The sequence below is a fragment of the Acidimicrobiia bacterium genome (assembly GCA_041393965.1).
Lineage (GTDB): Bacteria > Actinomycetota > Acidimicrobiia > Spongiisociales > UBA5794 > UBA5794.
Genome location: JAWKJB010000001.1, coordinates 604,251 through 619,642 on the forward strand (window position 1 = coordinate 604,251; position 15,392 = coordinate 619,642).

Genomic DNA, 15,392 nt, shown 5'->3' on the forward strand with positions numbered 1-15,392 from the left:
GATCAGGTCTCACGGTAGGTGATTCCCTCGTACTCGGCCGCGACGATGGTCCCTGCGTCGCGGGCGAGGATGAGACGAATCTCGTCCAAGGATCCGATGCCGGCCGGTTTGCCTGTCGCCATGGCGAACTCGCATGCGGCTTCCACCTTCGGACCCATCGAACCGGGGGGAAACTCGTCAGCAATCTCGAGCAAGGCCTCGGGATGTGCCGTCGCGATGGCCCGCTGCGTCGACAGCCGCCAGTCGCGATAGGCAGCGTCAGCATCGGTTGCCATGACGAAGAAGTCAGCGTTCACCCCCGTCGCAAGCAGGCCCGAGGCGTAGTCCTTGTCGATCACGGCTTCGACCCCGACGAGCTTGTGGTTGTCGTCGTACATCGTTGGGATCCCACCTCCGCCTGCGCAGATCACGACCGATCCGTGCTCGAGCATCCAGCGGACCTGGCGCAGCTCGAAGATCCGTTTCGGGCGCGGAGAGGGAACGACGCGGCGGTACGCATCCCCGTCGGACATAAAACGCCATCCTTTCAGGTCGACGAGGGCAAGGGCCGTCTTCCGGTCATAGAACGGTCCGATCGGTTTCGTCGGGTTCTCGAAGGCGGGATCGTTCGGATCGACCTCGATCATCGTCAACAAGGTCGTCAGCGGCCGTTCGAACGGAAGGCGGTTGCCGAGCTCCTGCTCGACGATGTAACCGATCATGCCCTGGGTCTCGGCACCGAGGACATCGAGGGGAGCAGGGGGAATGTCCTCGATCGCTTCGCCTTGGAGGGCGAGGAGGCCAACCTGGGGACCGTTGCCGTGGGAGATCACGAGTTCGTGGTCGAGGGCGACCGGCGCGAGTTGGTCGCACGCGACACCGACATTGGCTCGCTGGTTGGCGCTGGTCAACGCCTCGCCCCTTCGCAGCAGCGCGTTGCCGCCGAGTGCGACGACGACTCTCACGGAACGAATGCTCTCATCGAGGCGAGATTAGGGTGCATCGGACGGGAGGTGGAGATGACGGGATTCGGCGCCTATTCCGAGGTCGGGAGGCTCAGGAAGGTCCTCGTGCACCGTCCCGGACTCGAGATGCGTCGGCTGACACCGACCAACGCCTCCGAACTGCTCTTCGAAGATGTCATCTGGGCGAAGAAGGCGGGGAAGGAACATGACGAGTTCGTGTCGCTGATGCGATCGGACTTCGACATCGAGGTCATGCACATCGACACGCTGCTCGCCGAGGTCGTGTCACAACCCGAGGGACGAGCGTTCATCCTCGACCGCAAGATCGTTCCGAATGAGGTCGGGGTCCTCGGTGCCGACGAGCTTCGGGCGTGGATGGACGAGCTGGATTCCGACACCCTGGTGCGGCACCTCATCGGCGGCCTCACCGTCGGTGAGATGCCACCGGATTTCGGTGTTGCCGCGTCCAAGGCCTGGGGTGAGAACGAGTTCGCCATTCCGCCACTCCCGAATCAGCTCTTCACAAGGGACAGTTCCTGCTGGATCTATGGAGGGGTCACGCTCAACCCCATGTTCTGGCCGGCGCGACGAAAAGAGACCCTGCACCTTGCAGCGATCTACAAGTTCCATCCATCGTTCCGTGACGGTGACTTCACGGTGTGGTGGGGCGATCCGGTGGAGGAGGACCGCGGCAACGCGATGCTCGAAGGGGGCGATGTCATGCCGATCGGCAACGGTGTCGTCCTCATCGGCATGGGTGAGCGGACGACATACCAAGCGGTCGGGCAGGTCGCAAAGCGGCTGTTCGAAGCCGGTGCAGCACAGCGGATCATCGTCGCGAAGATGCCAGCCGATCGGGCATCGATGCATCTCGACACGGTCTTCACCTTCTGCGATGTCGACCTCGTCACCGTCTATCAACCGGTCATCGAGTCGATCCAGCCGATCAGCTACTACCCGTCGGATCGCGGCCTCGATGTTGTGGTCGAGCAGCGTGGTTGGATCGAAGTGGTCGGCGATGCGCTCGGCCTTTCCGAATTGCGGGTCGTGACCACGGGCGGCGATCCGTTCGAACAGGCGCGTGAGCAGTGGGATGACGGGAACAATGTGATTGCACTCGAGCCGGGTGTGGTCGTCGCGTACGACCGGAACGAGTGGACCAACGCCCGGCTCCGGGACGCGGGCGTCACCGTACTCGAGTTCGAGGGTTCCGAGCTCGGCCGCGGGCGTGGCGGAGGGCATTGCATGACCTGCCCCGTGTGGCGCGAGCCGGTGTGATGCGAGGCTCCGGACGCGACGATGCCCCCCGGCGTGCGGGGGCATCGCAGGTTGGCTGTCTGTGGTTATGAGCCGAACTTGAACACCCTGACCGTCTCGGATCCGCCGAGCCATGTCAGGTCGATGTTCATGACCGACAGGCTGAGCGGTCCGACGGGCCGTGGGTCCACGGTCAGCCACACGAAGTTTGTCCCTGGCGAGAGAACGAATTCGTCGGCGATCGAGAGCCGGTCATAGCTCTCGTCGATGGTCAGCGTCACATCGAAGGCCTCATTGTTGGTCACCTTCAGCGCTGAGAACCCGACATTGTGGCCCATCGTGATGGTGGTGGGGTCAACGGTGATGTTGTAGTCGACGAGAATCCACGGCCCGATCGGAACGATCGGATCGAGCGGGAACAGGGGGTCGATCATGAACGGCTTGAATCCCGTGACATGGACGACCTTGTCACCGGCGTCGGTGGACAGTCCGGCAAGGATGCTGTAGGCACCGGAAGCGAGTGGTGTGGTGTCGACCGTGAGCGTGATCGCATGGGAAGCACCACCGGCGACCGTGACTCCCGCGGCGGGCCCGAACGAGATGTGGGGTGAGTCCGACGAGATCCCGGTGATCGTCAACGGCTCATCTCCGGTGTTGCCGACCACGATCGTGCCACTCGTTGCGACGCCGAGATCGACATCGGACGGTGCCTCGAGATGCGCCGGATCCGGTGCCGGTGCCGGTGCGGGTGCCGGTGCGGGTTCTGGTGCGGGTGCCGGTGCGGGTTCTGGTGCGGGTGCCGGTGCGGGAGCTTCGGGTGCGGCTTCCGCCGGTTCGGTTGTGGTCGTTGCAGCCATTGTCGTGGTCGGAGCCGCGGCCTCGACGACTGTGGTGGTTGGGGCGGGTTCCTGCGGTGCTGCAAGGGCCTCGTCGCCACCGCCGTTCATGATGAGGGCGACAGCTGCGGTCCCTGCGGCGATCGCGAAGGCGATGGCAAGGACCACGGCCTGACGCCAGTTCGTGGTCCGCACGGGGCTCGGATAGGTTGGGGTGGTCTGATCGGTCATGGTCGGTCCTCCGGTTCCAAAGCGTCCGGACTGTCCGGACACAGGAGAGACGGACACGACGACGATCCCTTACACCCCACGCAAGGATTCTTTTTCAGGTCCGCTGTGGGGAGTTGTGCAGGTCATGCTCCGGTTGCGACACCTGGACAGCCCGGGTGTAAGTTCTCGGGAGTTGGCGCGTCTATCGGATGTGTATGCCAAACAACGACCCTCGAACCGACTCCGAGCTTGTCTCCCTCACCTTGGGGGGCGACAAGGCTGCGTTCGCGTCGATCTACGACCGGTACGCCGACCGGCTCCACTCGTACTGCTTCGTCATGCTTCGTGACCCCCACGCCGCAGCGGATGCGACGCACGATGCCTTCGTCAAGGCTGCCACCCGTCTGTCGCAGCTCCGTGATCCGTCCAAGCTCCGACCGTGGCTGTTCTCGATCGCACGCAACGAGGCGCTCGCGGAGGGTCGACGGCGGCAGCGGCAGGCCCCCGTCGAGGATCTCTCGGAGGAGCTGGTGTCGGATCCCGACCCGAGCTACGGCTTGGCGCAGGCCGAGCTCAAGGAGCTCGTATGGTCGGCGGTGGCGGGGCTCCAGGAGCGAGACCGGGACCTGATGACCCTCCATCTCGTCGAAGGCCTCGACGGCGCTGACCTCGCCGAAGCGATGGGTGTCCAACCCGCCCATCTCCATGTGATGCTGTCACGCATGCGCGATCGGGTCGAAAAGGCCCTCGGCGCCCTCCTCATCGCCCGGCTCGGTCGTGACGATTGCAACGAACTCGCCGCACTGCTCTCCGATTGGGACGGGAAGTTCACGCTCGAAGTCAGATCCAAGGTGACGCGGCATGTGGAGTCCTGTGATGTGTGCGACGAGAAGCGATCGGCGCTGGTCTCTCCCGCAGCGCTGCTGCCGAGCGTCGTCTTCGTGCCAGCACCTGCCGCCGTGCGGACCCTCGTGCTCACCGATGTCGATCCGGCTTTGGCCAGCATGGAAGCGGCGTCGGGGTCAGGGCCTGCGGTCTCGTCGGGAAGCGCCTCCAAAAGCGCGCGCTTGGCGAAGGCGGGGCTCGCTGCGCTGGTGGTCGCCGCCGCGATGATCCTCGGGGTCGGCAGCGGCACGGTGCTCATGAAACCGGAACCACCCGCTGTCTCCCCGGTCGTGTCGCTCACCTCGTCAACGACGGCACCGCCGACGACCGTCACGACAACGACGCTTTTGACGACGACCACAACCTCGACGACCACAACAGCGCCCGCACCACCGGCGCCGGCGATGCTGCGTGTGGATAGGGCGCGTATCGACTTCGGTTCGACGCTTTCGACCGCCACCGTGGTGCTCACGAATACGGGTGAGGAGTCCACGGAGTGGGTAGTAGGCCGCACCGACGGCACCTTCACCGTCCGGCCCGGTCGGGGCATACTCGGGGCAGGCGAATCGGCGACCGTCACCGTCGGGTTCGGGCGCTCGGAGGTGGGCGAAGGAGATCGCAGCCGCACCGTGACCTTCTCATCGGCGTCTTCGGTCGCAACCGTCGACCTGATCGGATCGGTCGAGCGCAACCCCGTCATCTCGGACATCTACTCCCCGTATCAGGTGGTCTACGCCGTGAGTGGTGACATCGTGTGCGCGCCCACGATCGCTCCGATGGCGTGGATCGTGGCCGACGAATCCCCGATCGCGACCGTCCTCGTACGGTGGTGGGATGGGCTCAAGATGGTCGAGGTTCCCGCCCAGTCCGAGGGCAACGACAGCTACTTCGTTGAGGTCGGGCCCTTCTCGGCGGCGGGCTCGGGCTCACCGACGATCGTTGCCACCGACACCCGCGGCAACTCGAGGACCGCTGTTGTAGATCTTGCCGTCGAGTCCTGCTGAGTCACGGTGCGAACGCAGCGAATGCAGCGGATGCGCCGGTTCGCAGAGGACCGCTGTGGCCGAAACATGCCATGTCGAAGTCGAAGGCTCCGAGCTTGGTGATGCTCGCGGTGATCGAATCGGTCGATCGGTTGAACCAGCCCCGCTTGATCGTGCCACCCGAGTGTGCCGCAGCGTCGCCGACGAACAGGATTCCGTCGCCGCGGTCGAGGAGGAACGACAGGTGGCCATCCGTGTGGCCGGGTGTGTCGATGACCGAGAAATCCTCCGGCAAGCCGCCCTCGAATCCCTCCGCAACGATGTGGTCCACAGGGAGGCTCGCCGCCTTCGGCATGATCTTCATCAGCAGGTCAACGAGTGGGACCCGTTCGAGGACCGGTGGTGGTGGGGCAGGGAGATCGCCCCGGATGATCGCGGCGTCCTCGTGGGATGCGAAGACGGGTGCTGCCGAAGCGGACCGGAGAGCTGCAGCGCCACCGAAGTGATCGAAGTGGCCGTGGGTGAGCAGGATCGCCGTGATGTCCTTCGAAGAGCGCCCGATGTCGGACAGACCCTCGATGATGACGCCGTGGCGTCTCGGGAGCCCGGTATCGATGAGCGTGATGCCCTCGTCACCGTCGACGACGAACGCGTTCGCCCCGGTCGACACCTGATAGACGCCCTTGGCAAGCTCTTCCATCTCCGAACTCTATCTCAGGACGAAGACCCCGTGGCCGCGCTGTAATTCTCCCCACCGACCCGGTTGTAGGAGGTGAGCACGAGGACCGATTCGTTTCTGAGGACATCCCTGGTCACCGCGATGTCCCGTGCGTGGAGTCGGTCGATCCAATCGGACGGCTTGTCGCCCTCATCGAACCCGGCTGCTCGTGCATCCTCGTCGCGGGCGCCGATGATCACCGCAGAGATTCCGCTCCATGGGATCGCCCCGAGACACATCGCGCACGGCTCGACACTCGTGGCGAGCATCATCGGCTGGCGTCTTCGGTCCCCGAGATCGTATCGGCCGAGGGCCGCACCCGCGATGGCCATCGCGATGATCTCGGCGTGCGCCGTCGGGTTCAATGCGGGGACCACGAGGTTCACGCCGGGTGCCACGAGCCGGTGGGTGGATGCGTCAAAGACAGCCGCCCCGAAGGGCCCTCCCGTCCCGTGCGCGACATTGCCCATGGCGAGCGCGTTCGCGAGTCCAACCTTGTCCTCGTCGGACTCATACACTTCGTCGTAGTCGACGACCGAAGAAATCCAGTCCGGGAGGGCACAGGTGAACGACAATCCGTTCGTCACGATTCGTCCTCGACACGGGCTTCCACCCGGTCATGGTATCCCTACCGACGGCGCCACCCTTGGACGGAGAGCGCGGGGAGGGTTCCCCGCTAGAGCCCCTTGGGTCGAAGATATCGCTCAGCGAGGGCGGCAAGCCAATCGACCAGCAGCGCGAGAATCGCAACCAGAGCCGCGCCGACAAAGATGGCCGTGTTGCGTTGGAGTTTCAGCCCCGAGTTGATGGTCTCGCCAAGGCCACCGGCGCCGATGAGAAACACGAGAGCCCCCATGCCGACATTGATGACCAGAGCGGTCCGTACGCCGGCAAAGATGACCGACACCGCAAGGGGCAACTCGATCTTCACGAGGGCTTGAAGACGAGACATGCCCATGCCCCGCCCGGCCTCGATGACTGACTGATCGACCTGCTCGAGGCCAACCATCGTGTTGCGCAGCACGGGCAGAAGACCGAACACCGCCAGGGCGACGACCGCGGTGGTCGTACCTCCGATCCACAAGCCGATTCCCTGCCCGAGCCATGCGAAGAACAGCACGATGAGCCCGTAGGCGGGAATCGCCTGTCCAGAGTTCGCGATCGTCAGGATGGGTGTCGCGAGGCGCTTGAAGCGCGGCCGGGTGATGAGGATTCCTGCAGGTATCGCGACGCCCACCACCACCACCGTGGACCACAGCGTTGTTCCGATATGCTGTCGCGCTTGCCGAAGAAGTTTGTCGGGTTCGAGAATGTCGGCCGTTGTCTTGTCGAAGTCCGAATAGGTCCACACGATGATGACCATGGTGGCGAGCAGAATCAGAGTGATGGGGGTGATCCACAGGTCGTATCGTCGGTCGCGCGTGGTCGATGGGACCTCCCTTGCGATGTCGGGGGCTCTCGCGGCGATGTCAACGGCCATTGGCGGCTCCGTTGCGCAAACGCTGGGTTTCCTCGGCTGAGCGAATGATGTCGATGAGGCTCTCGAGCCGTATCACGCCCTGGTATTCACCCTTCGGGTCGACGACACACGCCGTACCGACGGACGAGTGCAGCATCGATTCGAGGACGTCGTGGAGCGTGTCCTCTGGCTCGACCGTGGCGCGGATCGGAAGACCCGACTCGTGAAGCGGCAGATCGGTTGCGTCGAGAGCGGTTGCGTCGATCCAGCGTACGGGTATCCGGTTCTCATCGAGGAGCAAGAGCCACTGGCGGGATGTGCCAGCGAGCGTGGCCCGCATCGAGTCACGCGATCCCGTGTCTTGGACACACACCGCGTGTCCCACATCGATGTCGCGGACGCGCATGAGGCTGAGGCTTTTGAGCGTTGCCCCGGATCCGAGGAAGTCCTCGACAAATGCGCTTGCGGGGGATGCAAGGATCGCTTCGGGGGTGTCGTGTTGTGCGATGACCGACTGTTCCTTGAGGATCGCAATCCGATCTCCCATCTTGATCGCCTCGTCGACATCGTGGGTGACGAACACGATCGTCTTCTTCAGGTCGGCTTGGAGGCGAAGGAACTCATTTTGGAGGCGATCGCGGGTGATGGGATCAATCGCACCGAATGGTTCGTCCATGAGCAACACATCGGGATCCGCGCCAAGTGCACGGGCGACTCCAACTCGCTGTGCCTGCCCGCCCGACAACTCCTTGGGGTAGCGGTTCCGGTAGATCGAAGGATCCATGCCGACCATGTCGAGCAGCTCGTCGACCCTCGAATCGACCCGGGCCTTGTCCCAGCCGAGCAGCTCGGGCACCGTGGCGATGTTCTCCCGGATTGTCCGATGCGGAAAGAGCCCGATCTGTTGGATCACATATCCGATGCGGCGACGGAGACGATCCGGATTCACATCGGTGACATCGTCACCTTCGAAGATGATCCGACCTGATGTCGGTTCGATCATGCGGTTGATGAGTCGCAATGTGGTGCTCTTGCCGCATCCCGATGGGCCGACGAGGACTAGGACCTCACCTTCGTGGATCTCCAGATTGAGATCTGCCACCGCTGGCTGTTCGGTGCCGGGATAGGTCTTGGTGACATGCTCGAGGCGAATGAGGATGTCTGACATGGATCCTGCTTTCATGGTCGCAATCCCGGTGAGGTCGTCAGACGGCTCACAAGGGTGAAGAGGACATCGAACGCGAGTGCGAGCAGCACCGTGAATACGGTTCCTGTCCATATGGCTTCGAGGGAATTCGGGAGAGGCAGGCGGGCGAGGCCACTCTTGATGAAGTCACCGAGCCCGCCTCCGGCCACAAGGGTCGCGATCGCGGCGATACCTGCTGTGAGCAGGGATGAGATCCGAATACCGGTGATGATCACGGGCCATGCGAGCGGGATCTCGATCTTGCGCAGCCGCTGCCACGAACTGAGTCCCATCCCCCGTGCCGATTCAAGCACCGCGGGATCCACGCCAGCGAGTCCGGTGACGGTGTTGCGCAGAATCGGCAGAATGGCGTACAGATAGAGGGCGATGAAGGAAGGAAGGAATCCGAGGCCTGTCAGGGGGATGAATATGGTGAAAAGCGCCAACGACGGCAGCGTGAGGAACACGCTCGCAATCCCGAGCGAGATCTCCTTGGCCACGGGCCGGTGCCGCACGAGGATCCCCACGACAAGAGAGGTGATGGTTGCGACGATGACGACGGTCACGATGTAGATGGCATGCTCGTAGAGACCGACCGCGATATCGTCGGCTCGGTCCACCATGTATTCGAACCAGCTTGTTACGCCGTCCATGCGACCTCCTCGGGCGGAGCTGGGGGCTGGGGAGGGATCAGCGCGGATCCCTCCCCCTCCTTCATCTCTTTGCCCGTCAGTCGGAGATGAGCCCCTCTTCGACGAGGAAGTCCCGAGCGACATCGGCAGGATCTTCGCCCTCGGCCGAAACTCTCGCGTTGAGTTCGCCCATCCGCTCGTTGTCAAGGGGTGCAAGAATCAGCTCGGCGATGGCGTCGAATGCCTCGGGCGCTTCCTGATATTTGTCATCCCGGATGTTCATCGAGATGTTGTACACGATGTTGACACCCGGGTCCTCAACCAAGGTCAGGCCGAGTGCCGGGATACGCCCGTCGGTGGTGAAAACCTCACCGAAGTCACAGTTGTTGGCAGCTGTCTCGCTGTAGATGACGCCGGTATCGAGAATCGTGATCTGGCTGTCCGGGATGTCGTAGCCGGCGTACTCCTCCGTGAGCACCAACCCGTCCGACCGGCTCGGGAACTCAGATTCGAGGCACAAGGACGCATCGGGATTTGCTTCGAGATAGTCGACCATCGTCTGGATTCCGAACGCTCCGCCGTTATCTTCCGTGAGTTCGGGACTCGATACGAAGCCATAGGTGTTGTTGAACGGTGAGCGACCAAGCCAGTGAATGTCGTTCTCGGCCAGATCACGCTCGCGAACTCCCTGTGTGAGAGCCTCGGAATCGAAGCTGGGGTCCTCGAGTCCGAGATGCTGGGTCCATCCAGTTCCGTTGTATTCCATGTAGACATCGATGTCACCAGATTCGAGTGCAGCCCTTGCGACATTCGTACCGCCGAGGTTCACCTTGTTGTCCACTTCGGCGCCCGAAGCTTGGAAGGCGGCGACGAGGATCTCTCCGAGGATCAGCTGCTCATCGAAGTCCTTGGATCCAACGGCGATCTCAATTCCGCTGAGATCGTGTTCTGCGAGGGCTCCACCCTCGGCTCCGTCGTCGCTCCCGCACGCTGACGCAACGAGGGCAACCGCGATGAGTAACACGCCCACGATGCGCGTCTTGGGTCGGTATGGCATGGATGTCCCCTTCTTGTGGCTTCGGTTCTGGCTGTGTCGTGTCCGGCCACCAACGGCCGGTCGCGACGACATCGGCGGTCCCCGTAGCACGATTGCAACCGTTGGTGTGCTTTGTCGGTGGGTTCGAGTCCGCTGGCACCTGATCCCGTGTCGAGGCTTCGAGGTCGGAGCGATACACGCTCAACAACAGGCCACACGGGCATCAATCAACAGCGGATTCATCCGCTGACTGCCTGTCACCATAGCGAGCGGGAACCGAGTGTGTCAGTTCTGAGCGATTGACGCCTCAGAACGAACCTTTTTCGCTCATCAGGTCCAGTCGAGGATGACCTTGCCGCATTCGCCCGATGCAACCACCTCGAAGGCCGTCGCGAAGTCGGCTGCGGCGAAATGGTGCGTGATGGTCGGCGCCACATCGAGGCCGGTTTGGAGCATCGCAAGCATCTTGTACCAGGTCTCGAACATGCGTCGCCCGTAGATGCCCTGGAGGGTGAGGCCCTTGAACACGATGTCATTCCAGTCGATCGGGGCACGCCGGGGAGGAATGCCGAGCAGCGCAATCTTGCCCCCGTTGTCCATCGTCGAGATCATGTCGTGGAGCGCATCGGGGCTCCCCGACATCTCGAGCCCGACATCGAAACCTTCGACCATCCCGAGATCGGCCATGACCTCCGCGAGCGTCCCGCTGGTCGGATTGAGCTCAGCGTCCGCACCGAGGGAACCCGCGAGGCGAAGCCGATATTCGTTGATGTCGGTCACGACGATGAACCGTGCCCCGACATGGCGCGCGATCGCGACGGCCATCATGCCGATCGGCCCTGCCCCGGTCACCAGCACATCTTCGCCGACGAGATCGAAGTTGAGGGCCGTGTGGACGGCGTTGCCGAGGGGGTCGAGGATGCAACCGATGTCGTCGTCCACATCGTCTGGGAGGGGCTGGACATTCGAGCCCGGTATGACCACGAACTCCGCGAACGCTCCGGGACGGTTGACCCCAACGCCGCTGGTTCGGATGCACAGATGCCTGCGTCCCGCCTGGCAGTTACGGCACCGGCCGCACACCACATGGCCCTCACCCGAAACGCGCCGCCCGATATCGATCCCCTCGACCTCGGAACCGATGTCGGCAACGATTCCCATGTACTCGTGCCCGATGGCCATCGGTGTTGGCACCGTCGACGACGCCCACTCGTCCCATTCGAGAATGTGCAGGTCGGTTCCACAGATGGAGGTCTTGCGCACCGCGATGAGGACATCGTTTGGGCCCACGGTTGGCCGCTCGATGTCCTCCATCCAGATGCCGCGCTCCGGCTTTGCCTTGACCAGCGCCCGCATCACGCCACCACTCCGAGGGTGCGCCCAACCGTGGCGAAGGCATCGATGGCGGTAGCGAGATGGTCAGGGGTGTGCGCGGCGGACATCTGGGTGCGGATCCGGGCCTCTCCGTGGGGGACAACGGGGTAGGAGAACCCGATCGCGTAGACACCCTCTTCAAGGAGAGCATCCGCCATCTCGGTGGCGAGCCTCGCGTCTCCGAGCATGACGGGGATGATCGGGTGGTCTGCTCCCGCAAGCGTGAACCCGCTTGCCTCCATGCCGGCCCTGAACCGTGTGGCGTTGTCAGCGACCCGGGTGCGCAGCTCGGCGGAACCTTCCAGCAGGTCGATCGCGGCGATGGTCGTGGCGCTGATCACCGGAGCAAGGGAGTTCGAAAAGAGGTACGGTCGCGAACGCTGCCGCAACATCGTTGTGAGCTCCGATGGTCCCGCCGTGTACCCCCCGCTCGCACCGCCGAGCGCCTTCCCGAAGGTCCCCGTGACGATGTCGACGCGGTCGGTGAGCCCCCAATAGTCGGGTGTCCCCCCGCCGTTGCGGCCAACGAACCCGACGGCGTGCGAATCGTCGACCATCACGATCGCATCGTGTTGGTCTGCAAGGTCGCAGATAGCAGGAAGGTTGGCGATGATCCCGTCCATGGAGAACACCCCGTCGGTGACGATCATCCGGAAGCGGGCATCCTGAGCGGCTTCGAGCTGTGCCCTGAGGTCGGCCATGTCGTTGTTCGCGTAGCGGAACCGCTGTGCCTTGCAGAGCCTGATACCGTCGATGATCGAGGCGTGGTTCAACGCATCGGAGATCACCGCGTCGTCGGGGCCGAGCACCGTTTCGAACAGGCCACCGTTCGCATCCCAGCACGACGAGTACAACACGGCATCATCCTTGGCGAGGAAGCGGCTGATCCGGGCCTCGAGCTGTTTGTGCACGGTCTGGGTGCCGCAGATGAAACGCACCGACGCCATCCCGTAGCCGTACCGATCGAGCGCGACCTTTGCCTCCGACACCAGGACATCGCTGTGCGCGAGGCCGAGGTAGTTGTTGGCGCAGAGGTTGATGACCTGCGAGCCGTCATCGAGCGTGATGACGGCATCCTGGGGCGACGCGAGGACCCGCTCGAACTTGTACAAACCGGCATCTTTGATGGCGGCTGTTTCACCAGCGAGATGGTCCCGAAAACGCTTCGTCATGCGGCCTCCGTCCCCGAGTCTATGACACCCCCGAAGTCGGCCGTGGTGCAACCCAGGGCTGTACCCGGGGCTGCCACATGGATAGAGCCGAGTGGGAGCCCCGGGTTCGCCGGTACCGGGTGCCGATCGTGGTTGGGGGAATACGATGGGGGTGTGGGCGACACGACCGTACTCGTGGTGGACGACGAACCGATGGTTCGCGAGGTGATCTGCGCCTATCTCGCGAAGGAGGGCTACGCAACCTGCGAGGTCGATGACGGCCGAGCAGCGCTCGCCGCGGTCGGGGCGCTGTCACCTGCCCTCGTCATCCTCGATGTGATGCTCCCCGGACTCGACGGCTACTCGGTGCTTTCGCAGCTGCGCGAGCGAACGGAGGTCCCGGTCATCCTGCTCACGGCACGATCATCCGAGACCGATCGCGTCCTCGGCCTCGAGCTCGGCGCAGACGACTACATCGTGAAGCCGTTCAGCCCCCGTGAGGTTGTGGCGCGGGTGCGGGCGGTCCTGCGTCGTGCCGACGCACCCGACGCACGGACCGAACCACGGCGTGTCGAATCCGGTGATCTCATCGTCGACGGGGCGTCCCGCGAGGTCACCTTGGACGGGATCTCCGTTCCGATGCCGCCGCTGGAGTTCGATCTGCTCCTGTATCTCGCCGCATCGCCGCACACCGTGCACTCCCGTGCCGATCTCCTCGAACATGTCTGGAACTCGAGCGCCGACTGGCAGGACCCCTCGACGGTCACTGTTCACATCCGTCGACTTCGCAAGAAGATCGAGCGCGACCCGGACAATCCGGAACGCATCACCACCGTGTGGGGCCGCGGCTACCGTTTCGAACAATGAGGATCGCCCTCGCGTCGATCACTGCCGTGCTCGTTGGCCTTGCACTGTTCGAGGTCACAATGCAGCCATCCGGATCCGAACGCGCGGAGCTTGCGGTCATCTTCGTCCTGATGGCGACGCTGTCAGGTGTCGCTGCGGCCTTCCTTCCCCTCCTTGCGAGGCGCTTCCAGCGGCTGATCGTCACCCTGTTCGCACTCGCCCTCGTGTCGCTCGTTGTCGCATCGGTCGGGCTCGCCGTTGCCGCAAACCGCATGTTCATCTCCGACCACGACCTCACGCTGGTGCTCGTGGTCCTCGGTTTCGGACTCATCGCGGCGGTCGGATTCGCCGTCGCAGCGGCCCGAGGGCTCACCACCGACCTGTCCCGGATGTCGTCCGTTGCGCGAGATGTCGCCTCCGGCAACCTGGCTGCACGGACAAGCGTCGATCGGGCGGACGAGATCGGGGACCTCGCCAGAGATCTCGACGAGCTGGCCCGTCTCCTCCAGGAGGCAACGATCGCAAGGGAGCAGGAGGACACCCGCCGCCGTTCGTTCTTCGCAGCGGTGTCCCACGATCTGCGCACGCCCCTCGCCTCGATGCAGGCGGCGACCGAGGCGCTGCGGGACGGTGTCGCTGCCGATCCGGACCGCTACCTCGCTTCGCTCCTCACCGATGTGCGGGCTCTCCAGACCCTTGTGGACGACCTGTTTCTGCTCGCGCGCATCCAGGCAGGCGACATGACGCTCGACATCGACGCGACCGATGTCACCGAGGTCGCAGACGATGTCGTGCAATCGATGCTGCCGGTCGCCGACGACAAGGGTGTTGCGCTGAAACTCGATGTCGATGAACGCGTGGTTGTCGAGACGGCGCCCGCAGCGGTCGCAAGGGTCATCCGGAACCTCATCGACAATGCCATCCGTCACACGCCGAGAGGATCAACCGTCACGGTGACTGTCACCGGCGGTGGGGGAGCAACGGTCGTCGTCGCAGACGAAGGCCCGGGCTTCCCTCCCGAATTCATTGATCAGGCGTTCGATTCGTTCACCCGGTCGGATGCTTCCCGGTCGCGCCGCTCGGGTGGAGCGGGCCTCGGACTGGCCATTGCCAACGGACTCGTGACCGCTCTCGGCGGTGAGATCTGGATCGAGGCGACCAGCCACGGTGTCGTCGGCTTTCGTGTGCGACCCTACCGGCCCACACCTCCTCGCAATACACCTGATTGATGTTTCATGATCGATCATGATACGATGGGTGGATATGAAGCAGAAGTTTTCCTCGCAGCTCGAAGAGGGACTGCTCGCTGACATCCGAGAGATCGCGGACGAAGAAGGCAGGCAGTTCCAATCAATACTCGATGAAGCACTGACTGAGTGGCTCAACCGCAAACGCGGACTGACTCCCCGTCCGGAGGTGCTTGCACATCTCAAGGACTCGATGGCGCGCAATCGCTCTGCATACAAGCGACTCGCCGAGTAGATGGAGCGAACATACCTCACGGTGGTCGAGCTTCTCGCCGTACACCGACAGATCATCGATGAATTCGGAGGCAGCAAGGGAGTCCGAGACATGGGCGCCCTCGAAGCCGCCGTCTTTCGACCGCAAACCGGCTACTACGACGATGCCATTGCGGAGGCAGCTGCGCTCATGGAGAGTCTCATCCTGATCCATCCTCTTGTCGATGGGAACAAGCGTGTCGGCTTGGCAGCGGCCGACATCCACCTCAGGTTGAACGACTGGATGCTGCTTGGCGATACCGAGTCGATGGCCGACGAGATCATCACGCGCCTCGCCAATGGCACATTTGAACGAGCGTGGCTCGACTCATGCCTGCGCAGCCGGTGTGAGGAGCGGTAGCGAAACCAGCCCGGG

16 protein-coding genes are annotated in these 15,392 nt (G+C 63.5%); 6 read left to right on the top strand and 10 right to left on the bottom strand.

Going from position 1 to position 15,392, the window contains the following annotated elements; all coding sequences use genetic code 11:
- Window positions 1-2: 2 nt before the first annotated feature.
- Window positions 3-944: a carbamate kinase gene (gene arcC / locus R2823_03255; GenBank protein ID MEZ5175204.1), complete on the bottom strand. Its 942-nt coding sequence runs from the start codon at window positions 942-944 to the stop codon at window positions 3-5.
- A 54-nt stretch (window positions 945-998) separates the two neighbouring features.
- Between arcC and R2823_03260 the strand changes: the two genes are divergently transcribed.
- Complete coding sequence (locus R2823_03260) at window positions 999-2,222, top strand: arginine deiminase (protein MEZ5175205.1); 1,224 nt, start codon at window positions 999-1,001, stop codon at window positions 2,220-2,222.
- Window positions 2,223-2,287: 65 nt separating this feature from the next.
- On the opposite strand, the gene R2823_03265 is transcribed toward R2823_03260, so the two are convergent.
- Entirely contained in the window at window positions 2,288-3,268 is a 981-nt protein-coding gene (locus R2823_03265) for a hypothetical protein (protein ID MEZ5175206.1), read from the bottom strand.
- A gap of 194 nt (window positions 3,269-3,462) precedes the next feature.
- On the opposite strand from R2823_03265, the gene R2823_03270 reads away from it, so the two are divergent.
- On the top strand, window positions 3,463-5,136 hold the full coding sequence (locus R2823_03270; protein MEZ5175207.1) for a sigma-70 family RNA polymerase sigma factor: 1,674 nt from the start codon (window positions 3,463-3,465) through the stop codon (window positions 5,134-5,136).
- 1 nt (window position 5,137) lies between these two features.
- On the opposite strand, the gene R2823_03275 is transcribed toward R2823_03270, so the two are convergent.
- The 8 genes from R2823_03275 to R2823_03310 form a co-directional block, all read right to left on the bottom strand.
- On the bottom strand, window positions 5,138-5,815 hold the full coding sequence (locus R2823_03275; protein MEZ5175208.1) for an MBL fold metallo-hydrolase: 678 nt from the start codon (window positions 5,813-5,815) through the stop codon (window positions 5,138-5,140).
- Window positions 5,816-5,829: 14 nt separating this feature from the next.
- Window positions 5,830-6,420 (bottom strand): deaminase, encoded by a 591-nt coding sequence (locus R2823_03280; GenBank protein MEZ5175209.1) that lies wholly within the window; start codon window positions 6,418-6,420, stop codon window positions 5,830-5,832.
- Window positions 6,421-6,509: 89 nt separating this feature from the next.
- Window positions 6,510-7,313, bottom strand: coding sequence for an ABC transporter permease (locus R2823_03285; protein MEZ5175210.1), 804 nt, complete (start codon window positions 7,311-7,313; stop codon window positions 6,510-6,512).
- Window positions 7,303-8,460, bottom strand: a complete 1,158-nt coding sequence (locus R2823_03290; protein MEZ5175211.1) for a betaine/proline/choline family ABC transporter ATP-binding protein — start codon at window positions 8,458-8,460, stop codon at window positions 7,303-7,305. Before R2823_03290 ends, R2823_03285 begins: the two co-directional genes overlap by 11 nt.
- 11 nt (window positions 8,461-8,471) lie before the next feature.
- Window positions 8,472-9,131, bottom strand: coding sequence for an ABC transporter permease (locus tag R2823_03295; protein MEZ5175212.1), 660 nt, complete (start codon window positions 9,129-9,131; stop codon window positions 8,472-8,474).
- A 76-nt stretch (window positions 9,132-9,207) separates the two neighbouring features.
- Window positions 9,208-10,167, bottom strand: coding sequence for a glycine betaine ABC transporter substrate-binding protein (locus R2823_03300; GenBank protein MEZ5175213.1), 960 nt, complete (start codon window positions 10,165-10,167; stop codon window positions 9,208-9,210).
- Window positions 10,168-10,476: 309 nt separating this feature from the next.
- The gene (gene tdh, locus R2823_03305) at window positions 10,477-11,502 is read right to left on the bottom strand and encodes an L-threonine 3-dehydrogenase (protein ID MEZ5175214.1); all 1,026 of its coding nucleotides are present in this window, start codon (window positions 11,500-11,502) and stop codon (window positions 10,477-10,479) included.
- Window positions 11,502-12,692 (bottom strand): glycine C-acetyltransferase, encoded by a 1,191-nt coding sequence (locus tag R2823_03310; protein ID MEZ5175215.1) that lies wholly within the window; start codon window positions 12,690-12,692, stop codon window positions 11,502-11,504. Before R2823_03310 ends, tdh begins: the two co-directional genes overlap by 1 nt.
- A gap of 153 nt (window positions 12,693-12,845) precedes the next feature.
- Here R2823_03310 and R2823_03315 point away from each other — a divergent pair, with 153 nt between their 5' ends.
- From R2823_03315 to R2823_03330, 4 genes are read left to right on the top strand one after another with little or no spacing between them, the layout of a single operon-like run.
- Window positions 12,846-13,538 carry a response regulator transcription factor gene (locus R2823_03315; protein ID MEZ5175216.1) on the top strand — a complete coding sequence of 231 codons (693 nt, stop codon included), beginning with the start codon at window positions 12,846-12,848 and terminating at the stop codon, window positions 13,536-13,538.
- Complete coding sequence (locus R2823_03320) at window positions 13,535-14,746, top strand: HAMP domain-containing sensor histidine kinase (protein ID MEZ5175217.1); 1,212 nt, start codon at window positions 13,535-13,537, stop codon at window positions 14,744-14,746. Before R2823_03315 ends, R2823_03320 begins: the two co-directional genes overlap by 4 nt.
- A 34-nt stretch (window positions 14,747-14,780) precedes the next feature.
- A complete protein-coding gene (locus R2823_03325; protein MEZ5175218.1) occupies window positions 14,781-14,999 on the top strand; it encodes a hypothetical protein in 219 nt (72 codons plus the stop codon).
- Complete coding sequence (locus R2823_03330) at window positions 15,000-15,377, top strand: type II toxin-antitoxin system death-on-curing family toxin (GenBank protein MEZ5175219.1); 378 nt, start codon at window positions 15,000-15,002, stop codon at window positions 15,375-15,377.
- Window positions 15,378-15,392 lie beyond the last annotated feature (15 nt).